21 protein-coding genes are annotated in these 23,798 nt (G+C 56.8%); 12 read left to right on the top strand and 9 right to left on the bottom strand.

Annotated features, from left to right (window positions below; genetic code table 11):
• The first annotated feature begins 130 nt into the window (after positions 1–130).
• Together yiaJ and R0140_RS00885 are read left to right on the top strand one after the other, a co-directional pair.
• Positions 131–958, top strand: a complete 828-nt coding sequence (yiaJ, locus tag R0140_RS00880) for an IclR family transcriptional regulator YiaJ (RefSeq protein ID WP_012540327.1) — start codon at positions 131–133, stop codon at positions 956–958.
• Between the two features lie 109 nt (positions 959–1,067).
• Positions 1,068–1,553 carry a 4Fe-4S dicluster domain-containing protein gene (locus tag R0140_RS00885; RefSeq protein ID WP_008806868.1) on the top strand — a complete coding sequence of 162 codons (486 nt, stop codon included), beginning with the start codon at positions 1,068–1,070 and terminating at the stop codon, positions 1,551–1,553.
• A gap of 42 nt (positions 1,554–1,595) precedes the next feature.
• Here R0140_RS00885 and avtA read toward each other — a convergent pair whose 3' ends face one another.
• Together avtA and R0140_RS00895 are read right to left on the bottom strand one after the other, a co-directional pair.
• Entirely contained in the window at positions 1,596–2,852 is a 1,257-nt protein-coding gene (gene avtA, locus R0140_RS00890; protein ID WP_008806869.1) for a valine--pyruvate transaminase, read from the bottom strand.
• A gap of 168 nt (positions 2,853–3,020) precedes the next feature.
• Positions 3,021–5,054: an alpha-amylase gene (locus tag R0140_RS00895; RefSeq protein ID WP_032740326.1), complete on the bottom strand. Its 2,034-nt coding sequence runs from the start codon at positions 5,052–5,054 to the stop codon at positions 3,021–3,023.
• Between the two features lie 313 nt (positions 5,055–5,367).
• Between R0140_RS00895 and R0140_RS00900 the strand changes: the two genes are divergently transcribed.
• Positions 5,368–6,186 carry a protein bax gene (locus tag R0140_RS00900; RefSeq protein ID WP_008806871.1) on the top strand — a complete coding sequence of 273 codons (819 nt, stop codon included), beginning with the start codon at positions 5,368–5,370 and terminating at the stop codon, positions 6,184–6,186.
• Positions 6,187–6,224: 38 nt separating this feature from the next.
• On the opposite strand, the gene xylR is transcribed toward R0140_RS00900, so the two are convergent.
• From xylR to xylF, 4 genes are all read right to left on the bottom strand, one after another.
• Positions 6,225–7,403, bottom strand: a complete 1,179-nt coding sequence (gene xylR, locus R0140_RS00905) for a D-xylose utilization transcriptional activator XylR (RefSeq protein WP_008806872.1) — start codon at positions 7,401–7,403, stop codon at positions 6,225–6,227.
• Between the two features lie 234 nt (positions 7,404–7,637).
• A complete protein-coding gene (gene xylH, locus R0140_RS00910) occupies positions 7,638–8,819 on the bottom strand; it encodes a xylose ABC transporter permease XylH (RefSeq protein ID WP_008806873.1) in 1,182 nt (393 codons plus the stop codon).
• Entirely contained in the window at positions 8,797–10,338 is a 1,542-nt protein-coding gene (locus tag R0140_RS00915) for a xylose ABC transporter ATP-binding protein (protein ID WP_032736528.1), read from the bottom strand. Before R0140_RS00915 ends, xylH begins: the two co-directional genes overlap by 23 nt.
• A 64-nt stretch (positions 10,339–10,402) precedes the next feature.
• Entirely contained in the window at positions 10,403–11,398 is a 996-nt protein-coding gene (gene xylF, locus R0140_RS00920; protein WP_004210164.1) for a D-xylose ABC transporter substrate-binding protein, read from the bottom strand.
• 504 nt (positions 11,399–11,902) lie between these two features.
• Here xylF and xylA point away from each other — a divergent pair.
• From xylA to yiaA, 4 genes are all read left to right on the top strand, one after another.
• Positions 11,903–13,225, top strand: coding sequence for a xylose isomerase (xylA, locus tag R0140_RS00925; protein ID WP_008806876.1), 1,323 nt, complete (start codon positions 11,903–11,905; stop codon positions 13,223–13,225).
• A 92-nt stretch (positions 13,226–13,317) separates the two neighbouring features.
• On the top strand, positions 13,318–14,772 hold the full coding sequence (gene xylB / locus R0140_RS00930; protein ID WP_008806877.1) for a xylulokinase: 1,455 nt from the start codon (positions 13,318–13,320) through the stop codon (positions 14,770–14,772).
• A 168-nt stretch (positions 14,773–14,940) separates the two neighbouring features.
• Positions 14,941–15,312, top strand: coding sequence for an inner membrane protein YiaB (gene yiaB / locus R0140_RS00935; protein ID WP_008806878.1), 372 nt, complete (start codon positions 14,941–14,943; stop codon positions 15,310–15,312).
• A gap of 31 nt (positions 15,313–15,343) precedes the next feature.
• On the top strand, positions 15,344–15,790 hold the full coding sequence (yiaA, locus tag R0140_RS00940; protein WP_008806879.1) for an inner membrane protein YiaA: 447 nt from the start codon (positions 15,344–15,346) through the stop codon (positions 15,788–15,790).
• 26 nt (positions 15,791–15,816) lie between these two features.
• Here yiaA and R0140_RS00945 read toward each other — a convergent pair whose 3' ends face one another.
• Positions 15,817–16,812, bottom strand: coding sequence for an acyltransferase (locus R0140_RS00945; RefSeq protein ID WP_032736527.1), 996 nt, complete (start codon positions 16,810–16,812; stop codon positions 15,817–15,819).
• Positions 16,813–16,991: 179 nt separating this feature from the next.
• Between R0140_RS00945 and R0140_RS00950 the strand changes: the two genes are divergently transcribed.
• The 5 genes from R0140_RS00950 to R0140_RS00970 all read left to right on the top strand — a co-directional run bounded on the left by R0140_RS00950 (position 16,992) and on the right by R0140_RS00970 (position 22,809).
• Positions 16,992–17,291: a YsaB family lipoprotein gene (locus tag R0140_RS00950; protein ID WP_077598881.1), complete on the top strand. Its 300-nt coding sequence runs from the start codon at positions 16,992–16,994 to the stop codon at positions 17,289–17,291.
• Between the two features lie 127 nt (positions 17,292–17,418).
• A complete protein-coding gene (glyQ, locus tag R0140_RS00955; protein ID WP_004205014.1) occupies positions 17,419–18,330 on the top strand; it encodes a glycine--tRNA ligase subunit alpha in 912 nt (303 codons plus the stop codon).
• Between the two features lie 9 nt (positions 18,331–18,339).
• Complete coding sequence (glyS, locus tag R0140_RS00960; protein WP_012967074.1) at positions 18,340–20,409, top strand: glycine--tRNA ligase subunit beta; 2,070 nt, start codon at positions 18,340–18,342, stop codon at positions 20,407–20,409.
• Positions 20,410–20,735: 326 nt separating this feature from the next.
• A complete protein-coding gene (gene hokA / locus R0140_RS00965) occupies positions 20,736–20,888 on the top strand; it encodes a type I toxin-antitoxin system toxin HokA (RefSeq protein WP_032731451.1) in 153 nt (50 codons plus the stop codon).
• A gap of 301 nt (positions 20,889–21,189) precedes the next feature.
• A complete protein-coding gene (locus tag R0140_RS00970) occupies positions 21,190–22,809 on the top strand; it encodes an ATP-binding cassette domain-containing protein (RefSeq protein WP_032740323.1) in 1,620 nt (539 codons plus the stop codon).
• Between the two features lie 98 nt (positions 22,810–22,907).
• Here the strand turns inward: R0140_RS00970 and cspA are convergent, their stop codons facing one another.
• Both cspA and R0140_RS00980 read right to left on the bottom strand, forming a co-directional pair.
• The gene (gene cspA, locus R0140_RS00975) at positions 22,908–23,120 is read right to left on the bottom strand and encodes a transcription antiterminator/RNA stability regulator CspE (protein WP_000014594.1); all 213 of its coding nucleotides are present in this window, start codon (positions 23,118–23,120) and stop codon (positions 22,908–22,910) included.
• Positions 23,121–23,372: 252 nt separating this feature from the next.
• Complete coding sequence (locus R0140_RS00980; protein WP_002921931.1) at positions 23,373–23,663, bottom strand: HTH-type transcriptional regulator; 291 nt, start codon at positions 23,661–23,663, stop codon at positions 23,373–23,375.
• Positions 23,664–23,798: the final 135 nt, after the last annotated feature.

Consider the following 23,798-nt stretch of genomic DNA (forward strand, 5'->3'; position numbering starts at 1 on the left):
TGTCAGATCAACGGCAGGGGTGTTTTTTAAAAACAATAAAAATCAATTGGTTATGTTTTTTGATCTCAGATCGTGAACTGACACACACTTTGCGCTACCATCAGAACGCAACGAAAGGGGAGCGGAAGCGATGGTGATGAAAGAGAGCGAGACAGGGCAAGACAAAGAGAGGCCGGCGGGAAGTCAGAGCCTGTTCCGTGGACTGATGTTGATTGAAATCCTGAGCAACTATCCAAACGGTTGCCCGCTGGCGCATCTGTCAGAGCTGGCGGGGCTGAATAAAAGCACGGTCCATCGATTGCTGCAGGGCTTGCAGTCCTGCGGGTATGTCACGCCAGCGCCGGCTGCGGGTAGCTATCGGCTCACCACCAAGTTCATCGCGGTTGGACAGAAGGCGCTGTCCTCGCTGAATATCATTCATGTGGCGGCCCCCCATCTTGAAACGCTTAATCTGGCGACGGGCGAGACGGTGAACTTTTCCAGTCGGGAAGACGATCATGCGATCCTGATTTACAAGCTCGAGCCGACAACCGGAATGCTGCGTACCCGTGCTTACATTGGCCAGCATATGCCGCTCTACTGTTCCGCGATGGGGAAGATTTACATGGCGTTCGGCCATCCTGATTATGTTGAGCATTACTGGAATACTCATCAGGATGTTATTCAGCCGCTGACCCGCAACACCATCACCGGCTTACCGGCCATGCATGATGAGCTGGCGCAGATCCGTGAACGTAACATGGCCATGGATCGGGAAGAGAATGAGCTGGGGGTGTCCTGTCTGGCGGTGCCGGTTTTCGATATTCATCAGCGCGTGCCCTATGCCATCTCTATTTCTCTTTCGACGTCGCGCCTCAAGCAGATAGGCGAAAAGAACTTGTTAAAACCGCTGCGTGAGACCGCCGAAGCAATTTCGCGTGAGCTGGGTTTCACGGTGCGTGAAGCGTCAGGCAAATGACCACATCCTGCAGGCCATCTGACAAAAAACAGCGCTGATTCCATTCAGGATCAAAGCGCGGGCAGGGACTATTCTGGCACCCTGCGGTTTTATCCCCAGGGAGCAGAGGATGAACCAGTTTCTTATTGCCAATGCCCAGCGGTGTATTGGCTGTCGTACCTGTGAAGTGGCTTGTGCGGTGGCGCACCAGCAGGCGCAGGATGTCGCCGCCCTGTCGACGAACCATTTCGCGCCGCGTATCCGGGTGGTGAAAAGCGGTGACATATCGACGGCGACGGCGTGCCGGCAATGCGAGGATGCGCCCTGCGCCAGCGTTTGCCCGCAAGGGGCGATTCAGCGCGACAATGACGTCTGGTGGGTCGACCAGCGGCGCTGCATCGGCTGCAAAAGTTGCATGGTGGCCTGCCCGTACGGCGCGATGACCGTTACGGTAGTGAACGAGCAGGCGCAGGCGCTGAAATGCGATTTATGCCATCACCGCGCTGAAGGACCGGCCTGCGTGGCTGCCTGCCCGACGCAGGCGCTGCGGGTGATGGTTCCCGCGGAGCTGGAGGCGCTATGTGCGCAAAAACGCCAGCGGCTGGCGCTGGCGTGAGTGGGGGCGCTGACGGGCGTTACCCGCCCGTGGCGTCAGCGGCTATGCTTCCTGTTCGCGCCAGGCGAATTCAATCTCTTCGGCGAGAATTTTCACCCCGGCCTCAATTTTTTGCGGGTCTGGCACATAGTTCATGCGCATACACTGGTGAGTGTGCGGCCACGGCTTATCCAGACCCGGGAAGAAGTAATCCCCCGGCACCATCAGCACGCCGCGCTTTTTCAGCCGCTGATACAGCAGCTCGGTGGAGACCGGCAGGTCCTTAAACCATAGCCAGAGGAAAATGGCTCCTTCCGGTTTGTGGATCAGGCAGCGCTCCTCCGGCAAATAACGGCGAATAATGGCGATGGTTTCCTGCACCCGCTGGTAATAGAAGGGCTTGATCACCGTCTCTGACAGGCGCAGCAGATCCTGTCGTTTAATCATTTCGCACATCATTGCCGGCCCAATGCCGCCAGGGGCGAGGCTGATAATGCCGTTCATGTTGCTGATGGCGGTGATGATTTTCTCGTTGGCGATGATAATCCCGCAGCGGCTGCCCGGCAGGCCCAGTTTGGACAGGCTCATACACAGCACGATGTTTGGATTCCACAGCGGTCGGGCGTCGCTAAAGATAATGCCCGGGAACGGCACGCCGTAGGCGTTATCAATCACCAGCGGGACCCCGTGCTGATTCGCCAGCGCATCCAGTTTAATCAGCTCTTCATCAGTGATGACGTTGCCGGTCGGGTTGGTGGGGCGCGAGACGCAGATCATCCCGGTCTCTTCCGTCACCTGCAGATGTTCAAAATCAACGTGGTATTTGAACTGGCCTTCCGGCAGCAGTTCGATGTTCGGCCGGGTGGCAACGAACAGATCCTCTTCCAGACCGGCATCGGCGTAACCAATATATTCCGGCGTTAGTGGAAACAGTACCTTACGCGTGGTGCCATCTGCCCGACGGCCTGCAAACAGATTAAATAAGTAGAAAAATGCGCTCTGACTGCCGTTTGTTAGCGCAATATTCTGTGGTTCGATCTCCCAGCCCAGCTCGTCGCGCAGCATGTTCGCCAGCAGGCTCAGCAGCTCGCTTTTGCCCTGCGGCCCATCATAATTACAAAGCGCATCAAGGGCTTTGCCATTATCCAGCATGTCGGACAGCAGCTGCTGGAAGTAGTCATTCATTTCCGGGATCTGAGCGGGGTTGCCGCCGCCCAGCATAATAGCGCCCGGCGTGCGCAGACCGTCATTAAGGTCTTCCATCAAGCGGGTGATGCCTGAATGACGGGTGAATTTGTCGCCGAAAAGGGAAAATGTCATCGCGAATAGTCTATCGGTGGTTCTGGAAAGTGGCTAACCATAACGCCAGCGCTAGCGTGGTGCAAATCGGTGGGAGGAGACGGCTTTTTATCTTTATCCTGTAAATTGCTATTTTGTTAGCGTTTTGTTCTGAATGGCTCCCCGCCAGGGCGGAGAGCCACCTGTGGATTACTGCTGCTGTCCGGCCCAGATGACCATCACTTTGTCTTCACCGCTCTCACGCACGAACCCGTAACCACGTGGCATCGACAGCGTTGTCTGTTTGCCCATGCCGATTGCCGGATGGCGAGCGCGGAACTGACCGATCTTCTGCCAGTGAGTGACGCTGCGGGCCGCCTTGCCATTAACATCCTGCCAGTTCATCTGCGAACGGGTGCCCTGCAGCGGGTCCGAGCCGGTGGGGCCGAACGGACGTGATGATTCGTCACCATAGAAAATCTGCACGGCGCCAGGGGCCAGCAGCAACAGCTCCGCCGCGGTGGTGCCGCCTTCGCGGAACAGGCGCGTATCGTGCGAGGAGAGGTAACTCAGGACGTTAAAGCTCTGCAGTTTGTCGGCCATTTGCTGCCAGGTGAGGTCAATATTGGCCATACAGGTCGCCGCTTTCGCCGCCTGATCCTGATAGTCGAAATTGATCATCGCATCAAAACCGTGGCGATAATAATCGCTCTGCATCACCCCATGTCCCCAGGCTTCGCCGGTCATCCAGAACGGCGCCGCATCCAGCGCTTTATCCGGATTGGCTTTCTTCCACTCCGCCAGCGCGGCGGTGGCCTGGGTTTTTAACTGCTGCCAGGCGTCCATCTCCACGTGTTTAGCGGTATCGACACGGAAGCCGTCGATGCCGTAGTCGCGCACCCACTGGCTCAGCCAGTGCGTCAGGTAGTCGCGCGGCGTATAGCCCGGGATCGCCTTCGCCGCGGTGTCCGGTTTATGGCTATAGAAGTTCGGCAGGCCTGAGGCTTCCTTCGATTCGGTTTTCAGGTCCGGCAGGAAGGCCAGCGACATGGTGAGATCGTCATAGCCTGGGTTGTCATAATCGCCGATATCGGTGCGGATCCACTTCTTGCCCCACCATTTCTCCCAGCCGGCTTTGTCGCTGAAGTTGATATAGTCGTTAAAGCTATGCCAGGTCTGGCCCGCGCCCGGTTTCCAGTCCGCCCAGCGCTCGCCAAGGGTTTTTTTCAGCTCATCGCCTTGCAGATACAGGGCGCCGAACTGGAACTCCTGCATGTCGGCCAGGGTGGCGTAACCGGTATGGTTCATCACCACGTCAAACAGGATGCGTATGCCGCGCTTATGCGCTTCATCCACCAGTCGGCGGAGATCCGCTTCGGTCCCCATGTTGGCGTCCAGTTTCGACCAGTCCTGGGTGTAGTAGCCGTGGTAGGCGTAGTGCGGGAAATCGCCCTTCGTGCCGCCGCCGACCCAGCCGTGGATCTGCTCGAGCGGGGAGCTGATCCACAGGGCGTTAACCCCCATCTGCTGCAGATAATCCAGCTTGCTGGTTAATCCCTGCAGGTCGCCGCCGTGGAAGGTGCCGATCTCCTGCATGCCGTCTTTATGACGGCCATAGCTGTTGTCGTTGGCCGGGTTGCCATTTACAAAGCGATCGGTCAGGACGAAGTAGACAGTGGCGTTGTGCCAGTCAAACGGCGCCGGGGCGGCGGTCTCGGCGCGCTCGAGCAGCAGCAGGCCATTGCTGCCGAAGGCGGGCTGCAGGGTGATTTTGCCGCCGCTGACGGTCGCGACATTGCCGCTGTAGAAATCGCGGACCTTGCTGCCCTCGGCGAAGGTTTTGCTGACGTCGATGGTCAGCGGTTTTCCATCCCACTTCGGACACTGACGGATTTGCGGCGCCGCGGCGCTGGCCTCTTTTTCCTCCAGCGAAATCATCATTGTCGGTGTGCCGGAGCGGGTATCCACCTCCAGGGTATACAACCCCTGGCGGAAGATACGCCATTGCGGCGGGGTGCCACGGCAGGGCTCCATGGACAGCATCTGGTTGAGCTTAATGCCGCCGGAAGGCTGCCAGCACTGCTGGTCAAAATTTAGCTGCAGAGGACGTGTACCCTTCTCAACCACTTTCTGGCTGATGAATCGGCCCGTCCCTTCTTCGGTAAAGGCAGGGAAGTCGGTAGTAGTCCAGGCGGCAAAGGCCATCCCAGGCACGAATAACGTGGCAAGCGCAGCGAGTTTCATTGCGGGATCCTTGAGCGGTTTTTATCTAGTGTGCCTTGTTGCCGCACGGGTGAACTCCTCCTGGCGGGCGTTTTACCAGGAGGATGAAAAGGGGTGAGTGACACCGCTCAAAAAATAGGCTAAAAATGAGACGAAGCTAGCATTTTCGCACTGGCGATGCGTCGCAGAAACCGATTTCAGATGACACCAATTCGGAATTGGACTATTTCTGTTGATGCTCTCATTGCGTATTTTTGATACTATTAGCGATTCAGCTATCGTTTTTTTGTGAAAAACAAGGTGTTGGAATGCATATATCCGACCAGGAGACCTGATGATATCGAATCCCATACGACGATATGGGGCCGCCATACTTATGTTACTAACCTGTGTATTTTCAGGTAGTGTGTTGGCAACAACGCACACAGCAACAAAGAGTCATAAAGCCCCAACGGTTAAGAAGATCAGTAGTACTAAGGTAAGCAGTAAACAAGAGTATTCTCGCAATAGTGTAAAGAGCAGTTCACTTCCTGACTTGCGAAAATACCCTTCCGGAACACCAAGGAAAAAAGCGTTTCTCCGGACGGTCATGCCTTATATTACCAAGCAGAATCAGGCGATTACTGCGGATCGTAACTGGCTTGTTTCCAAGCAGTACGATGCTCGCTGGTCGCCGACTGAGAAGGCGCGCCTGAAAGATATCGCTGCCCGTTATAAGGTGAAGTGGTCAGGCAATACGCGTCATGTGCCCTGGAACGCGCTGCTTGAGCGTGTCGACATTATTCCGAACAGCATGGTAGCAACCATGGCGGCGGCGGAAAGTGGCTGGGGTACCTCCAAGCTGGCGCGTGAGAACAACAACCTGTTTGGCATGAAGTGCGGCGCCGGTCGCTGCCGCGGGGCGATGAAAGGCTACTCGCAGTTCGAATCAGTGGAGCAGTCGGTGCAGGCTTATGTCACCAACCTGAACACCCACCCGGCTTATTCTTCATTCCGCAAATCGCGCCTGCAGCTGCGCAAGGCGGATCAGGAAGTGACGGCCAGTACGATGATTCATAAGCTGAAGGGTTATTCGACCAAAGGGTCGAGCTACAACAACTATCTCTTCGCGATGTATCAGGACAATCAGCGGCTCATCGCCGCCCATCTGTAATCCGGATGCCCGGCCTTGTCGCCGGGCATTTTTTTACCCTACAGCATCACCTCGCTGTGCCGGTCACGGTACTCCTTCGGCGTCACGTCGTACTCCTTCTTAAACACCGAATAAAAATATTGCAGCGATGGGTAGCCGCACATCTGTGATATCTCATTGATCGACAGGCTGGTGGACACCAGCAGGCTGCGCGCCTTTTCCAGTTTCTCGCTGTGGATCACCGTGTGGATGGTCTCCCCGACTTCCTCTTTGAAGCGTTTCTCCAGATTGGAGCGAGAGATGCCCACGGCGTCGAGCACCTGTTCCACCTTGATGCCTTTGCAGGCATTGTTGCGAATGTAATGCATCGCCTGAATCACGGAGGGATCGTTCAATGACCGGTAGTCGGTGGAGCGTCGCTCAACGACACGCATCGGCGGGATCAGCTGGCGCTGCAGCGGGAGCACCTCGTTATTCAGCAGCCGGTGGAGTAATTTTGCCGCCTGATAACCCATCTGGCGGGTGCCCTGGGCGACGGAGGAGAGGGCGACGCGAGAGAGATAGCGGGTCAGCTCCTCGTTATCGATACCAATAACGCAGAGTTTTTCTGGCACCGGGATATGCAGCAGCTCGCAGGCCTGCAGGACGTGGCGGGCGCGGGCGTCGGTGACGGCGATGATGCCAGTTTGCGGCGGCAGGGTTTGCAGCCAGTCGGCGAGCCGGTTTTGCGCGTGCTGCCAGTTTTCCGGCGCCGTCTCCAGCCCCTGGTAGACCACGCCGCGATACTTCTCCTTCGCGACCAACTGGCAGAAGGCATACTCGCGCTCTACCGCCCAGCGTTTACCGCTGGAGGTGGGGAGTCCGTAAAACGCGAAGCGGTGCACCCCTTTTTCCTTCAAATGAAGAAAGGCGCTTTCCACCAGCGCGGCGTTGTCCGTGGCAATATAGTGGACCGGCGGGTACTGCTCTGGCTGATGATAAGAGCCGCCGACGCCGACGATGGGCACGTGGACATCGGCCAGCAGCTTTTCAATTTCGGGATCGTCATAGTCGGCGATAACGCCATCGCCCAACCACTCTTTGATGTTTTCGATTCGTGCCCGAAAATCCTCTTCAATAAAGATATCCCACTCCAGCTGGGAGGCTTGCAGATACTCGCCGACGCCCTCAACCACCTGGCGGTCATAAGCTTTGTTGGCATTGAATAACAGCGTAATACGGTGACGCTTTTCAAACATAGATAATGTTCCTGCTCTAACCCCGGTCATACCCCTTCATTCATGATGTTGCCGATGGCCTGGCTTCCTCACTCACCCGGGCCACGTACGCCGGTACGCAGCCCGGGGGCGCCGTCTGCAACCCGAATGCTGTTGGGTATACACTACCGGCTAATGCCCGAGATATTTCAAGCGCCTTGTGGCGAAGTTTGGCGGTAGCGCAAAGAATTCAGACATTCTCCAGAGAGTCTCTCCTCACGCGCGCCGCTTGGTGGCGGAGTCCATCCACACCGCCAGCAGCAAAATGGCGCCTTTAACGATATATTGCCAGAAGGTGGCGACGTCCATCATGCTCATGCCGTTATCCAGGGCTGACATAATAAACGCCCCCATTACCGCTCCGGCGACGCTTCCGATGCCGCCCGCCAGGCTGGTGCCGCCGATGACGCAGGCGGCGATGGCGTCCAGTTCGGCGATATTGCCCGCCGAGGGCGACCCGGCGCCGAGGCGCGAGCTGAGGATCAGCCCGGCAATGGCGACCATCAGGCCGTTAATGGCAAACACCGCCAGCTTGGTTCGCTCGACGTTGATCCCTGAGAGGCGGGCCGCCTCCAGGTTGCCGCCGATGGCATAGATGCGACGACCAAAGGCGGTGCGGGTGGCCATAAACAGGCCTGCCAGCAGCAGGGCAGCGAGGATCAGCACCGGGGTCGGCACGCCACGATAGTCATTGAGCAGCCAGATTGCGCCCAGCACAATCACCGCGGTAATGGCCTGACGGCCAACGGCGGCGGTGGAGGATGAGGTCGCCAGACCTAACGCCTGACGGCGCATCCGCCCGCGCCACTGCCAGACGATAAACGCCGCCATGCCGACAACGCCGATGCCAAACCCAATACCGTCTGGCAGATAGCTTTGACCGATCTGCGCCATCGCCGGGCTGGTGGGCGAGACGGTGGTCCCGTTGGTGATGCCGATCAGAATGCCGCGAAACGCCAGCATCCCGGCGAGGGTGACGATAAACGAGGGAACCTTGCGATAGGCCACCCACCATCCGTTCCACGCCCCGAGCAGCAGGCCCATCACCAGGGTCACCAGGATGGTGAGCGGCAGCGGCCAGCCGAGCCAGACGTCAAAGATTGCCGCGGCGCCGCCCAGCAGCCCCATCATCGAGCCGACGGACAGGTCGATTTCTGCCGAAATAATCACAAACACCATGCCAACGGCGAGGATGCCGGTGATGGCCGTCTGGCGCAGCAGGTTGGAGATATTGCGTGCGCTCAGGTAGGCGCCATCGGTAACCCAGGTGAAAAACAGCATAATGACGACGATGGCGGCGATCATCACAAAGACCTGGAGATTCAGCCCCTTCAGCGCCGGCAAGGCGGCGGGGGCGGTTGGGGTGAGTTTGATTTCAGACGACGTGTTCTTCGACATGGCGTTCGCTCCTCAGCGCGGCTTCCATCACCTGCTCCTGGGTCAGATGTTGATTAACCAAATTGGCTTTTAGTCTGCCTTCGTGCATAACCAGCACCCGATCGCTGAGACCGAGCACCTCGGGCAGTTCTGATGAAATGACAATGACCGCGATGCCCTGCTGCACCAGCTGGTTAATCAGTTTATAAATTTCATACTTTGCCCCGATATCGATGCCACGGGTGGGTTCGTCGAGGATCAGAATGCGCGGATTGAGCAGCAGACAGCGCGCGAGTATCGCCTTTTGCTGGTTGCCGCCGCTCAGGCGGCCAATCGCCAGTTCCGGCGAAGAGGTTTTAATTTTCAAACGCTGAATGGACTGCTGAATGCAGTGCTGCTCGGCGGCGTCGTCCAGGCTGCTCATCGCGCCGGTGAACTGGTTGAGCGCCGCCAGGGTAATGTTTTTGCCCACCGCCATCACCGGCACGATGCCGTCTTTTTTGCGGTCTTCCGGCACCATGGCGATGCCGTGGGCAATGGCCTGCTGGCAGTTAGAAATGCTCACCGGCTGGCCATCAATAAAGATCTCCCCTTGCCAGCGCCCCGGCCAGACGCCGAACAGGCACTGTACCGCCTCGGTACGTCCGGCGCCGACCAGCCCGGCGATGCCGAGGATTTCCCCGCGACGCAGGGAAAACGAGACGTCATTGACGCGTTTAATATGGCGGTTTACCGGGTGCCAGGCGGTTAAATGTTCGACCCGCAGGATCTCCTCGCCGTGGGTGTGCGGCTCGCTGGGATAGAGCGCGGTGAGCTCGCGGCCGACCATCATGGTGATGATATCGTCTTCGCTCATGCCGCTGGCGTCGCGGGTGCCGATGTGCTGGCCATCGCGGATCACGCAGATCGTGTCGGAGATCGCTTTGACCTCATTGAGCTTGTGAGAAATATAAATGCAGGCGATACCGTGGTTTTGCAGATCGCGAATGATCGTCAGCAGCGTCGCGGTCTCTTGTTCGGTTAAGGAAGCGGTCGGTTCGTCGAGGATCAGCAGACGAACCTGTTTATTCAGCGCCTTGGCGATCTCCACCAGCTGCTGCTGGCCAAGGCCGAGGTCGCCGACGCGGGTGTCGGGCGATATGGGCAGATTGACCTGCGCCAACAGCTTCTGACAGCGCAGCGTCATGGTTTCATAATCCAGCAGACCGTGGCGGGAGATCTCGGCGCCGAGGAAAATATTCTCCAGCACGGTGAGATGTTTCACCAGCGCCAGCTCCTGGTGAATAATGGCGATGCCTTTGCGTTCGGTATCGCGAATATGGTTTGCCTGCAGCGTTTCGCCGGCAAAAATAATCTCGCCCTCATAGCTTCCGTGCGGATAGATACCGCACAACACCTTCATCAGCGTCGATTTCCCCGACCCATTTTCACCGCATAACGAGACCACCTCACCCGCGTTAAGACGCAGGCTGACGTTATCCACGGCTTTAACGGCGCCGAAGGTTTTGGTGATGTTCTTCATTTCGAGTAGCCAGGCCATAAAGACTCCGCAAAAGTGATATCCGGCGGGATGAAAATGACGCCCCGCAGCGGGGCGTCAGCCATTACAGTTCACTCTTTTTATGGAAACCGTCTTTAATCACCGTGGCGTCGATATTCTCTTTATTCACCTCAATGGGCGTTAACAGGCGCGAAGGGACATCTTTTAAGCCGTTATTCAGCGTGGTATCGGCCTTCGGCTGCTTATCGTTACCCAGCTCAACGGCGATTTCAGCGGCGTTGGTGGCCAGGGTGGTAATCGGTTTATAGACGGTCATCGTCTGAGTACCGGAAATAATGCGCTTCACACCCGCCAGGTCAGCATCCTGACCGGAGATCGCCACTTTACCGGCCAGCCCCTGGGCGGTTAAGGCCTGGATGGCGCCGCCGGCGGTGGCGTCATTGGAGGCGACCACGGCATCGATCTTGTTATTATTCGCCGTCAGCGCGTTTTCCATTATTTTCAGCGCGTTCTCCGGCAGCCAGCCGTCAACCCACTGATCGCCGACAATCTTAATTTTGCCTTCATCCACATACGGTTTGAGGACCTTCATCTGCCCGGCGCGGAACAGTTTGGCGTTATTATCCACCGGCGAGCCGCCCATCAGGAAATAATTACCCTGCGGCACTTTGTCGACCAGACTTTGCGCCTGCATTTCACCGACTTTTTCATTGTCGAAAGAAATATAGAAATCAATATCAGCATTATTAATCATACGGTCATAGGCCAGGACTTTAATACCTTCCTGCTTGGCTTCTTTAATCACGTTGCTGAGTACCTGACCGTTATAAGGAATAATGACTAACACATCGACGCCGCGGTTGATCATATTTTCAATTTGCGACATCTGCGTTTCTTCATTACCGTTGGCGGACTGGACAAAAACTTTGGCGCCTAAGGATTCCGCTTTATTGACGAAAATATCACGGTCTTTCTGCCAGCGCTCCAGACGCAGATCGTCGATGGCCATGCCAATCTTCACTTCTTTCGCCATCCCCGCCATGCTGGCGAGCAGGAGGGAGCTGGCGCAAAGTGTAAGGCAAAGGTTCTTTATCTTCATAATAATGATACCTTTTTTGTAAGGGTAGGTAAGACGAACGGAAAATAATGTTTGATACATGAGGTTGCGGATACGTTACAGATTCTTAACGCGGAAAGCAGGGCTGGCAATTACCGGTTCTTATTTTGCCGTTATGAAATTTCGTTTAATGTGCAAATTATGACGGCGATCGTATTTTATTCATGCACACTCTTATTATTGCACTGGACTTGTCCGACAAGGCACGGAGAAGGCGGAAGTATATTATTTTTTGCGAGCTGGCGCACGTTTGTGGATTCTCTCAATGGCGGTGTGAAATAACGTAATTGAGGAGAAGGAAAGTGAAATTCTATATTGGCTTAAACCCGTCATACTTCAAGTTGTAGGTGGGTTGGTGACATTCGTTGCTCCGACCTTTGCTGGCGCCAGCGCCTGAGGGTTCACGCTCTTGCCGCCTTCCTGCAACTCGAATTATTTAGGGTATCTGATTGGTTATTCGCCGCATCTCTGAATATGGAGTTCTCTATGCAGACCTATTTCGATCAACTCGATCGCGTTCGTTACGAAGGCCCGAAATCCACTAACCCGCTGGCTTTCCGTCACTACAACCCGGATGAACTGGTGCTGGGCAAACGGATGGAAGATCATCTGCGTTTTGCGGCCTGTTACTGGCATACCTTCTGCTGGAATGGCGCCGATATGTTTGGCGTGGGCTCCTTTGACCGCCCATGGCAGCAGCCTGGCGACGCCCTGGAGATGGCCAAACGTAAAGCCGATGTGGCGTTTGAATTCTTCCACAAACTCAACGTGCCTTACTACTGTTTCCACGATGTCGATGTCTCGCCGGAAGGCGCCTCGCTGCAGGAGTACAGCAATAACTTCGCCCGCATGGTCGAGGTGCTGGCAGAGAAACAGCAGCAGAGCGGCGTGAAGCTTCTGTGGGGGACCGCAAACTGCTTTACCAACCCGCGCTACGGCGCCGGCGCGGCCACCAACCCGGATCCGGAAGTGTTTAGCTGGGCGGCCACCCAGGTGGTCACCGCCATGAATGCCACTCATCAGCTGGGAGGCGAAAACTATGTGCTGTGGGGCGGTCGCGAGGGCTATGAAACCCTGCTGAATACCGACCTGCGCCAGGAGCGTGAACAGATTGGCCGCTTCATGCAACTGGTGGTGGAGCATAAGCATAAAATTGGCTTTAAAGGCACGCTGCTGATTGAGCCCAAACCGCAGGAACCGACCAAGCATCAGTATGACTATGATGCCTCTACCGTTTACGGCTTCCTCAAACAGTTTGGTCTGGAAAAAGAGATTAAACTGAATATTGAAGCTAACCATGCCACGCTCGCCGGCCATTCGTTCCATCATGAAATCGCGACGGCCATCGCGCTGGGGCTGTTCGGCTCCGTCGACGCCAACCGCGGCGATCCGCAGCTGGGCTGGGATACCGACCAGTTCCCGAACAGCGTCGAAGAGAATGCGCTGGTGATGTATGAAATTCTTAAAGCGGGCGGCTTCACCACCGGCGGCCTCAACTTTGATGCGAAAGTGCGCCGGCAGAGTACCGACAAATACGACCTGTTCTATGGTCATATTGGCGCGATGGATACCATGGCGCTGTCGCTAAAAGTTGCGGCGCGGATGATTGAGGACGGTGAGCTGGATAAACGTGTGGCCAGACGCTACGCCGGCTGGAACGGTGAGCTGGGGCAGCAGATCCTTAACGGGCAGATGACCCTCAGCGACATTGCCCAGTATGCCACTCAGCATCAGCTGGCGCCGCAGCATCGCAGCGGCCAGCAGGAACAACTGGAAAACCTGGTCAACCATTATCTGTTTGATAAGTAATCATGCGGCGGCGCCCGGCGTGACCGGCGTCGCAACCAGGATGCTCTGTTCGCGCCACGCTTAGCCGTGGCGCGCGTTTAAGGAGAGGTAGTATGTATATCGGCATCGATCTGGGAACATCGGGCGTCAAAGCCATTCTGCTGAATGAGCAGGGTGAGGTAGTGGCATCGCATACCGAAAAACTCACCGTCTCGCGTCCGCATCCGCTGTGGTCGGAACAAGATCCCGAACAGTGGTGGCTGGCGACAGACACGGCGATGAAAGCCCTGGGCGCGCAGCATAGCCTGCGCGACGTGAAGGCGCTGGGCATCGCTGGTCAGATGCACGGCGCCACGTTGCTGGATAAATCGTTACAGGTGCTGCGTCCGGCCATTTTATGGAATGACGGCCGCTGCGCCGAAGAGTGCCAGCTGCTGGAGGAAAAAGTCAGCGCTTCCCGGCAGATCACCGGCAACCTGATGATGCCGGGCTTTACGGCGCCGAAGTTACTCTGGGTGCAGCGCCACGAGGCGGCGGTGTTCAACCAGGTCGATAAAGTGCTGCTGCCGAAGGACTATCTGCGCCTGCGCATGACCGGCGAGCTTGCCAGCGACATGTCTGACGCCGCCGGTACGATGTGGCTGGACGTCGCCCGGCGTGACTGGAGCGATGAGATGCTCGCCGCCTGCGATCTCAGTCGGGATGCGATGCCGGCGCTGTTTGAAGGCAGCGACGTCACCGGGCAACTGCGACCTGAGGTGGCGCAGGCGTGGAATATGCCGCAGGCGCTGGTGGTGGGCGGCGGTGGCGACAACGCCGCAGGCGCGGTCGGGGTCGGAATGGCCGACGCCGGCCAGGCAATGCTGTCGCTGGGCACCTCAGGCGTCTACTTCGCCGTCAGCGAAGGGTTCCTCAGCAAACCCGAAAGCGCGGTGCACAGCTTCTGCCATGCGCTGCCGGGCCGCTGGCATCTGATGTCGGTGATGCTCAGCGCGGCCTCCTGCCTGGACTGGGCGGCGAAATTAACCGGCCTGGCCAGCGTGCCGGCGCTGATCGCGGCGGCGCAGACGGCGGATGAAAGCGCCGGTCCGGTGTGGTTCCTGCCCTATCTGTCGGGCGAACGCACGCCGCACAACAACCCGCAGGCCAAGGGCGTCTTTTTTGGCCTGACGCATCAGCATGGGCCGGCAGAGCTGGCGCGGGCGGTGCTGGAGGGCGTGGGCTATGCGCTGGCGGATGGCATGGACGTGGTACACGCCTGCGGCATCAAGCCGCAGAGCATCACGCTTATCGGCGGCGGGGCGCGCAGCGCTTACTGGCGACAAATGCTGGCGGATATCAGCGGCCAGCAGCTCGATTACCGTACCGGGGGCGACGTCGGCCCGGCGCTGGGGGCGGCCAGGCTGGCGCAGCTGGCGGTGCACGACGAGGCAGACCGCGCCGGGCTGCTGAAGCCGCTGCCGCTTGAACAAGCGCATCGCCCGGACGATCGCCGTGTGGCCCACTATGCGCCACAGCGGGAAACCTTCCGCCAGATTTATCAGCAGCTGAAACCGCTGATGTCTTAGCCTCAGTCCGTCCGGCAGCGCCGGGCGGATTCCCTCCCTGAATGTCCCGGCTACATCCATCCAAAAAAGCGTATTTGTTTATTCCGAAATCACCGCTTTGCCGTGCATAACCTGCGGCATCGTCGGGTGACTCGGTCATAATCAGCCCCTGTCGACCAGGGAGGTGAGATGAACACAAAACGCAACATTGCCAGGGTGATGATGGCAGCAGGATCGCTGGTTTATCTGCTCGGTATCTGGCGAACCTGCCCGTTGTTTAGCGGTAAAGGTTATTTTCTTGGCGTACTGGTGATGGGGATGTTTGCCGTCCTCGCCCATCAGCGCGCCAGCCAGTGGCAGGAACAGGACGACGGTTTTATTGCCTTATGTCGGCTGGTGCTGCTGCTATCGGTCGGCCTGCTGCTGGTCGGCGCCTGGTATGTGCCGGCAGACTGGCATGAAAAAGCCGTCTATATCGCGGCATGGTTTGTCTGCTTATATGGCGCATCGGCAACCCCCGAACGGACCCGCGTCGCCCGGGCGATGCAAAAAACGGAATAAGCGCCGCTCCGAGGCGCGTAAAAGGTAAAAAGTGATGGAAAACAAGCACGCGACGTATTCTCCGGCGTTTCATTTGATCTCCTGGATTGCCCTGATCGGCGGCATCGTCACCTATCTGGTGGGGCTGTGGAATGCCGATATGCAGTTGAATGAGAAAGGCTATTATTTTGCTGTCCTGGTACTGGGGCTGTTTGCCGCGGCATCTTATCAAAAGACGGTGCGCGATAAGTATGAAGCCATTCCGACCACCGCGCTGTACTACACCACCTGCCTGGTGGTCTTCGTTATCGCTGTAGGTCTGCTGGTTATCGGACTGTGGAATGCCACTCTGCTGCTCAGCGAGAAAGGGTTCTATGGGCTGGCGTACTTTTTGAGCCTGTTTGGCGCTGTTGCGGTGCAGAAAAACGTGCGTGATGCCTGGGACCCGACGCGCTTACGGGAACCTCTCAGCGTGACGGAAGAGGGGCCTGAGTCGTAAGTCGGGCCCCTCCGGGTGGCGGACCGTTAGCTGACCAGCCGGCGGCTATCAATCCGCTGCACCAGGCCTGACAGCAGCAGGCTGCCGAGCAGGGCGGCGCTAAATATCCACACAATGTCCAGCAGCGGCCAGCGGGACAGCTCCAGATGGCTGGCGCGCAGCGCATGCACTATCAGGGCATGGAAACCGTAGATCCCCAGTGAATGTCGCGCAATGCAGGCGATACCGGGCAGGGGACGTGCGTTAAGCCAGTTTTTGGCCAGCGTCAGCAGGGCGACCGCGCAAACGAACACCGCCGGCCCGCAGTAGAGATACCAGGTGTCGCCAAAGTCTCCGCGCCAGCGCAGCTCATGCAACGTGCCGCGGGAGATAACCCACACGGCGGCGATGAACAGCGCGGCGCAGAGCGGGGTCAGCCATTTTTTATCGGTGTCCAGGGTGCCAATGGCTCTGCCCAGCACGCCGTAGAGCACGTAGTAGAAGGTATCGCCGTTGATATAGAGGTTGACTGGCAGCCACTCAATCCCGGCGGCTTTGACGCTGACCATATTGGGGTTGGCCAGAATACCGAGGATCGCCATCAGCGCCAGCAGCATTTTGCCGCTGACGGACTTAACCTGAATCAGCGGTGAGAGCAGGTAGATGACGGTGATAGCAAAGAAAAACCACAGGTGGTAGAAGACGGGCTTCTGCAGCAAATTCTTTAACGATAGCTCGACGTTGATATGGGTAAACAGCGCGATATACAGCAGAGACAGCGCGCTATAGAACGCAATGCACAAACCAATTCGCCAGAAATGGCGCGGCTGGGCGCTGCGCTCGCCAAAAAACAGGTATCCCGAGATCATAAAAAACAGCGGCACGCTGACGCGGGAGGCGGAATTGAGCAGATTGGCGATGTCCCATTCCATAAGGGTGATGGCATGCGGATGAGTGATATACCAACTGGTACTGTGGATCATCACCACCATCATGCAGGCGATACCGCGCAGGTTGGTGATCCAGTGTATCTTTTCTTGCATCAGTCCCTCAAAGTCTGCTGGCGAAATAAGGTCTGACCCGCCTTATGTCCCGGTGTCGCAATAGATTAGTCTGAGTTTTCGGTCACAGACTTGTCGCGGTTTTATGATATTCGCAAAATACCTGTAATACTGAATCTTTACGATAACAACTTGCTAACAAGGCGGTGGAGGAGTACGTGGTGAAAGGTGTTGTTTCCATTATGCTGGTGCTGCTCCTCGCGGGCTGCAGCGAGACCATTTCTCCCCCGGCGCAAAAAGCGCAGCGCGCACGCATTACTCCGCAAACGACGCTCAATATGGCCCAGCTTTGCAAGGATCAGGCCGCTATTCGCTACAACACGCAAACGCAGCTCGTTGACGTGAACCATTTTGAACAATTCCAGGCGAGCTATGAGCTTTCGGGGCGGACCGGCAAGAATGAGCGTTTCATCTGTTCCTTTGACCCGGACGGCCAGTTTATGCATCTTTCGATGCGCTGAATCGACCCCGGCTGGCGTAAATTTCGTCCGTTTTCCTGAAACAACGCCGTTTCGTACTGTATATCTCGCAGCCAGCGGGTATACTGACTCCTTCCTTTAAATCCACACGTATCCAGCACGAAATCATATGCAAAAGTTTGATACCAGGACCTTCCAGGGCCTGATCCTGACCTTACAGGATTACTGGGCTCGTCAGGGCTGCACCATTGTTCAACCACTGGACATGGAAGTCGGCGCCGGCACCTCTCACCCGATGACCTGCCTGCGCGCGTTAGGGCCGGAGCCAATGGCGACCGCCTACGTGCAGCCTTCCCGTCGTCCAACCGATGGCCGCTATGGCGAAAACCCGAACCGTTTACAGCACTACTATCAGTTCCAGGTGGTGATTAAGCCCTCTCCGGACAACATTCAGGAGCTGTACCTCGGATCGCTGAAAGAGCTGGGTATGGACCCGACCATTCACGATATTCGTTTTGTCGAAGACAACTGGGAAAACCCGACGCTGGGCGCCTGGGGTCTGGGCTGGGAAGTGTGGCTCAACGGCATGGAAGTGACGCAGTTCACCTACTTCCAGCAGGTGGGCGGCCTCGAGTGTAAGCCGGTGACCGGCGAGATCACCTACGGTCTGGAGCGTCTGGCGATGTACATCCAGGGCGTGGACAGCGTTTATGACCTGGTCTGGAGCGATGGCCCGCTGGGTAAAACCACTTACGGCGACGTGTTCCACCAGAATGAAGTGGAGCAGTCCACCTATAACTTCGAATACGCCGACGTCGACTTCCTGTTCTCCTGCTTTGAGCAGTATGAGAAAGAGGCCCAGCAGCTGCTGGCGCTGGAGACCCCGCTGCCGCTGCCGGCCTATGAACGTATTCTGAAAGCGGCTCACAGCTTTAACCTGCTGGATGCGCGTAAAGCCATCTCCGTCACCGAGCGTCAGCGCTATATTCTGCGCATTCGCACCCTGACTAAAGCAGTGGCGGAAGCGTACTACGCTTCCCGTGAAGCGCTCGGCTTCCCGATGTGCAACAAGAATAAATAAGAGGCGGCCATGTCTGAGAATACTTTTCTGGTGGAAATCGGCACTGAAGAGCTGCCACCAAAAGCGCTGCGCAGCCTGGCGGAATCTTTTGCTGCGAACGTGACCGCGGAGCTGGATAATGCCGGCCTCGCACACGGTAAAGTGGAATGGTTTGCCGCCCCGCGTCGTCTGGCGCTGAAGGTAGCCAACCTGGCGGCGGCGCAAGCCGATCGCGAAGTGGAAAAACGCGGCCCGGCTATTGCCCAGGCGTTCGATGCCGAAGGCAAGCCAAGCAAAGCGGCCGAAGGCTGGGCGCGCGGCTGCGGTATCACCGTCGATCAGGCCGAACGTCTGACCACCGACAAAGGCGAGTGGCTGCTGTATCGCGCCCATGTAAAGGGCGAAAGCACTGAAGCGCTGCTGCCGAACATGATTGCCAGCTCGCTGGCGAAGCTGCCGATCCCGAAACTGATGCGCTGGGGCGCGTCTGACGTCCACTTCGTGCGTCCGGTTCACACGGTGACTTTGCTGCTGGGTGACAAAGTGATCCCGGCCACTATCCTCGGTATTCCGTCCGATCGCGTGATTCGCGGGCATCGCTTTATGGGTGAGCCGGAGTTCACTATCGATCATGCCGACCAGTACCCGCAGATCCTGCTGGAGCGCGGTAAAGTCATCGCCGATTACGAACAGCGTAAAGCCAAAATCAAAGCCGATGCGGAAGAAGCGGCGCGTAAGATTGGCGGTCAAGCCGATCTGAGCGAAAGCCTGCTGGAAGAAGTCACCTCGCTGGTGGAATGGCCGGTGGTGCTGACGGCGAAGTTCGAAGAAAAATTCCTCGCGGTGCCGTCCGAAGCGCTGGTTTACACCATGAAGGGCGACCAGAAGTACTTCCCGGTCTACGACAATGCCGGCAAACTGCTGCCGAACTTTATCTTCGTGGCCAACATCGAGTCCAAAGATCCGCAGCAGATCATCTCCGGTAACGAGAAGGTGGTTCGTCCGCGTCTGGCCGATGCTGAATTCTTCTTCAACACCGACCGTAAAAAACGTCTGGAAGATAACCTGCCGCGTCTGGAAACCGTGCTGTTCCAACAGCAACTTGGGACCCTGCGCGACAAGACCGATCGCATCCAGGCGCTGGCGGGCTGGATTGCCGGGCAGATTGGCGCTGACGTGAACCATGCGACCCGCGCGGGCCTGCTGTCCAAGTGCGACCTGATGACCAACATGGTCTTCGAGTTCACCGACACCCAGGGCGTGATGGGGATGCACTACGCGCGCCATGACGGCGAAGCGGAAGACGTGGCCGTGGCGCTGAACGAGCAGTATCAGCCGCGCTTTGCCGGCGACGCGCTGCCGTCTAACCCGGTGGCCTGCGCGGTGGCGATTGCCGATAAGATGGACACCCTGGCGGGTATCTTTGGTATCGGGCAGCATCCGAAAGGCGATAAAGACCCGTTTGCGCTGCGCCGCGCCGCGCTGGGCGTGCTGCGTATCATCGTTGAGAAGAACCTGAATCTCGATTTGCAAACGCTGACCGAAGAAGCGGTGCGTCTGTACGGTGAGAAGCTGACCAACGCCAACGTGGTTGATGATGTGATCGACTTTATGCTGGGCCGCTTCCGCGCCTGGTATCAGGACGAAGGTTACGGCGTCGACACGATCCAGGCGGTACTGGCGCGTCGTCCAACCCGCCCGGCGGATTTTGATGCGCGCATGAAAGCCGTATCGCACTTCCGTACCCTGGAAGAGTCCTCCGCGCTGGCGGCGGCAAACAAACGTGTCTCCAACATCCTCGCGAAATCCGACGAGACGCTGAACGACATCGTTCACGCTTCAGTGCTGAAAGAAGCGGCGGAAATCAAGCTGGCGGGCAATCTGGTGGTGCTGCGCGACAAACTGCAGCCGTATTTCGCCGCAGGCCGTTATCAGGATGCGCTGATTGAGCTGGCTGCGCTGCGCGAGCCGGTGGATGAATTCTTCGAGAACGTGATGGTTAACGCTGAAGACAAAGATGTTCGCATCAACCGTCTGACGCTGCTGTCCAAACTGCGTGAACTGTTCCTGCAGGTCGCGGATATTTCTCTGCTGCAGTAAGCGTATCGGTAATAATAAAAGACCTGCCTCAGGGCAGGTTTTTTTATACGTGAAATATAAATAGATGAACCGTTAATAATTCTGTCATTGATATCTTCATTATTTACATTCATCGATAAGAAATGTTTTAGGAATATATAAACATAATTCCGTGAGGTATTTACGCTAGAATGGCGGCGGGTGCTTGAGACTGTGTGTCTCAGGTATTCAGCGGGAGACAGACAGAGAAAAGCCCCACCTGATAGTAATCAAAGTGAGGCTCCCCTATGCATGAACACCATAAGAGTAGCCTCTTACTTGTTGAAAATCAACACTGGAGGCGAGGAATGCCGCAAAAGTATCTGTTGTTTGGCTTAGTAGTGATTTGCTTCACTATTTTATTATTGACCTGGATGGTTCGTGATTCGCTATGTGAATTACAGGTCAGGCAGGGAAATATTGAGCTGGTGGCATTCTTAGCCTGTGATATTAAACAGTAAGAGCATCTGGTGGGGATCTATCCCCACCATGCTTGCAGTGTCAGGCATTCTCAATGCACCCTTTCATTGTTCACCAAATAAATCATTTGCCTCCTGATATCAGGAGGCCTTTTTATTTTTACACGATCGTTGAATAAAACAGGCTTGCAACGCATACCGGAGTGTGGCTATCCTATGCCCCGACGAATTCCTCGTCTCACCGGAGCGCGCCCCACAAATGAACAAACACGACTGATGAATTTCACGCCTTACCTCGCAGATGTTGCGGGTAGGGGAGTATTGATTTCATTCAGGAGTGCTTATGGCTCATTGCGCCCACATCCCCGCTTTTGTTTTACATCAGGTCACCTGTCAGTTTGCGACGGGAGATACGCTTTTTGGTCCGCTGAATTTATCGCTGGAATCGTCGCTTTGCGGCCTGGTCGGCCGTAACGGCGTTGGTAAGACGCGTCTGTTACGTCTGCTGGCCGGTCTGGATTCCCCCGCCGACGGCTATATCGAGCGCGGGGCTTCTATTGCCTGGGGGGCGCAGCAGCCGAACGTCACGCCAGAGATGACCCTCGCGGCGCTGCTGGGCTATGCGCCGATATTTGATGCCTTGTCTCGCCTTGAACAGGGTCAAGTGCTGGCTGCCGATTTCGATCTATTGGATGGCCACTGGGATCTCCCCGATCGCCTGAGTTTAGCTTTCCATGAAGCCGCTCTCCCGCCGTTCTCTGCGGATCGTCCCGCTTTTTCACTCAGCGGCGGCGAGCGGATGAAGGCTCTGCTGTGCGGCGCCTTTGTCTCCGGCGCCGATTATCTGCTGCTGGATGAGCCCACCAACCATCTGGACCGCCAGGGACGGGAGTGGCTCTATCACCAACTGGAAAGCTGGCAGGGTGGGGCTCTGATCGCCAGCCACGACCGCGAGTTACTGGCGCGGATGCCGAGGATTATTGAGCTGACGCCGACTGCGCTGCACAGCTACGGCGGCAACTATGATGAATATCAGCGCCAGCGTATGGCGGAGCAGCAGGCTGCGCGCGCGGCGCTGGAGCATGCTGTGACCGAGCGACGGCGCACCCGCGCGCGAATGCAAAAGGAGCATGACGCCGCGCAGCGGCGCTCGGCTCAGACGCTGCGGACCGTTGATACGCTAAATATCGCCTCGTTTGAACGTGTGAAGTACAAAGGTGCGGCAAAAGAGCGCCCGGGAACGCTGCGCCGTCAGCATCGTGAACAGAACAGCAGTCTGAATGCCGCCGTGCAGCAGGCACGGGAGCGGGTAGAAGACGACAATCCGGTGATGTTCACCCTGCCGGGTAGCGAAGTGGCCGCCGGCAAGCAGGTTCTGGTGGTGGAAGCATTGCAGCTCGCCCATTCACCCGCTGCGCCGCTGGACTGGCGTATGGATGGTCCGATGCGTATTGCGCTAAAGGGACCGAACGGCTGTGGCAAAACCACTTTGCTGAAAACGCTGCTGGGGCTGGAGCAGGCCGTCTCAGGCGATGTCCGGCTGTCGGTGAGCGCGGCTTATCTGGATCAACATCTGACGCAGCTGGATCTGTCGTTATCGGTCATGGCGCACCTGAGCCTGGACGATACCCCGCTGGATGAGGGCCTTCTGCGCACCCGTCTGGCGCAGCTCCAGCTTGGCGCGGATAAGGTCACTCTGCCGCTGGCGACGCTCAGCGGCGGCGAGCGTCTGAAAGCGGCCCTGGCGTGCGTGCTCTGGCGACGCGATCCCGCTCAGCTGCTTTTGCTGGATGAGCCGACCAACCATCTCGATTTAGCATCGACACAGGCTATTGAAAGCGCGCTGGCGGCGTTTCCAGGCGCGATGCTGGTGGTGTCACATGATGAGGCTTTTTTACACGGTCTGAAGCTGACCCATAGCCTGGCGTGGCGGGAGACGGGCTGGCACTTTTCCCTGCTCTGAATGCCCAACAGCCGCCATCGTATGCTGGCGGCTGTTGGCGACAGATAAAAAAAATCCCCGCCATCAGGCAGGGATTCTCGATTCTTAGCTGCTTGAACTTACAGAGAAGTTACGTTGCCAGCTGCCGGGCCTTTAGCGCCGCTTTCGATGGTGAAGGAAACTTTCTGACCTTCGTCCAGGGATTTGTAGCCATCGTTCTGGATAGCAGAGAAGTGTACGAACACGTCTTTAGAGCCATCGTCAGGAGTGATGAAGCCGAAACCTTTGTCAGCGTTGAACCATTTTACGATACCAGTCATTTTACCGGACATAGTGAATTACCTTTAAAAAAATAAGTGAGCCTTGCGGCGTAGCGGTCTGGACTACAGATTTAAAGCGATAAAGGGAAAGTTCACTACGGGGGTATCTTTGGATAACCTTAGAAGGACTGCTCTATTCGACTGCTCTGTGGTCTGTACATCAAACCTGCGAGCATTAACGCACGTTCAGCACCTGATAGCAAACTTTTTTTTACGGTGCAGCGGCAAAAGCCCCCTTACTGACCCATGCCGCTGCGCGCTGGATTAATCGAGTAACTGTCGTGAAAGCTGTGGATTGGCCTGAATCAGGCGCATCAATTTCAGCTCGGTGGGAGACGGTCTAACCCGTCTCGACTCCCACTCTCTTACCATGGCGACGCTCACGCCCATGACGTTGGCAAAGTCGTCAATCTTAAGTCCAGTGCCTTTACGCAGCTGCTCAAATTCACTAAACACAGTGGACTTACGGTTTGAGGTAAGTTTCTGATTATCATCCTTAAATACGATGTGTTCCAGGCTGCTCAGCAGTTCAAACACGGGATCTTTATATTCCATTGAGAACTCCTTTTATCACACAGCGGAAGAGATTTTTTATAAAGCTCTTTAAGAATAGTCAGAAAATCGTGCAGCGGATGGTAACGTCCGTGATTATTTGCCAACAGGCTATCGAATCGGCCCCGGCAGCCAAAC

The sequence above is a fragment of the Klebsiella sp. w6 genome (genome assembly GCF_033100215.1).
Taxonomy (GTDB): Bacteria; Pseudomonadota; Gammaproteobacteria; order Enterobacterales; family Enterobacteriaceae; genus Klebsiella; species Klebsiella variicola.

Bases quoted from the DNA above. Each gene is read 5' to 3' on its own strand.
- R0140_RS00885 (WP_008806868.1), top strand. From the start codon at position 1,068: ATGAACCAGTTTCTTATTGCCAATGCCCAGCGGTGTATTGGCTGTCGT.
- R0140_RS00900 (WP_008806871.1), top strand. From the start codon at position 5,368: ATGATATCGAATCCCATACGACGATATGGGGCCGCCATACTTATGTTA.
- yiaJ (WP_012540327.1), top strand. From the start codon at position 131: ATGGTGATGAAAGAGAGCGAGACAGGGCAAGACAAAGAGAGGCCGGCG.
- cspA (WP_000014594.1), bottom strand. From the start codon at position 23,120: ATGTCCGGTAAAATGACTGGTATCGTAAAATGGTTCAACGCTGACAAA.
- avtA (WP_008806869.1), bottom strand. From the start codon at position 2,852: ATGACATTTTCCCTTTTCGGCGACAAATTCACCCGTCATTCAGGCATC.
- hokA (WP_032731451.1), top strand. From the start codon at position 20,736: ATGCCGCAAAAGTATCTGTTGTTTGGCTTAGTAGTGATTTGCTTCACT.
- xylH (WP_008806873.1), bottom strand. From the start codon at position 8,819: ATGTCGAAGAACACGTCGTCTGAAATCAAACTCACCCCAACCGCCCCC.
- glyQ (WP_004205014.1), top strand. From the start codon at position 17,419: ATGCAAAAGTTTGATACCAGGACCTTCCAGGGCCTGATCCTGACCTTA.
- yiaB (WP_008806878.1), top strand. From the start codon at position 14,941: ATGAACACAAAACGCAACATTGCCAGGGTGATGATGGCAGCAGGATCG.
- R0140_RS00915 (WP_032736528.1), bottom strand. From the start codon at position 10,338: ATGGCCTGGCTACTCGAAATGAAGAACATCACCAAAACCTTCGGCGCC.
- R0140_RS00895 (WP_032740326.1), bottom strand. From the start codon at position 5,054: ATGAAACTCGCTGCGCTTGCCACGTTATTCGTGCCTGGGATGGCCTTT.
- R0140_RS00945 (WP_032736527.1), bottom strand. From the start codon at position 16,812: ATGCAAGAAAAGATACACTGGATCACCAACCTGCGCGGTATCGCCTGC.
- xylA (WP_008806876.1), top strand. From the start codon at position 11,903: ATGCAGACCTATTTCGATCAACTCGATCGCGTTCGTTACGAAGGCCCG.
- R0140_RS00980 (WP_002921931.1), bottom strand. From the start codon at position 23,663: ATGGAATATAAAGATCCCGTGTTTGAACTGCTGAGCAGCCTGGAACAC.
- xylR (WP_008806872.1), bottom strand. From the start codon at position 7,403: ATGTTTGAAAAGCGTCACCGTATTACGCTGTTATTCAATGCCAACAAA.
- R0140_RS00970 (WP_032740323.1), top strand. From the start codon at position 21,190: ATGGCTCATTGCGCCCACATCCCCGCTTTTGTTTTACATCAGGTCACC.
- xylF (WP_004210164.1), bottom strand. From the start codon at position 11,398: ATGAAGATAAAGAACCTTTGCCTTACACTTTGCGCCAGCTCCCTCCTG.
- glyS (WP_012967074.1), top strand. From the start codon at position 18,340: ATGTCTGAGAATACTTTTCTGGTGGAAATCGGCACTGAAGAGCTGCCA.
- xylB (WP_008806877.1), top strand. From the start codon at position 13,318: ATGTATATCGGCATCGATCTGGGAACATCGGGCGTCAAAGCCATTCTG.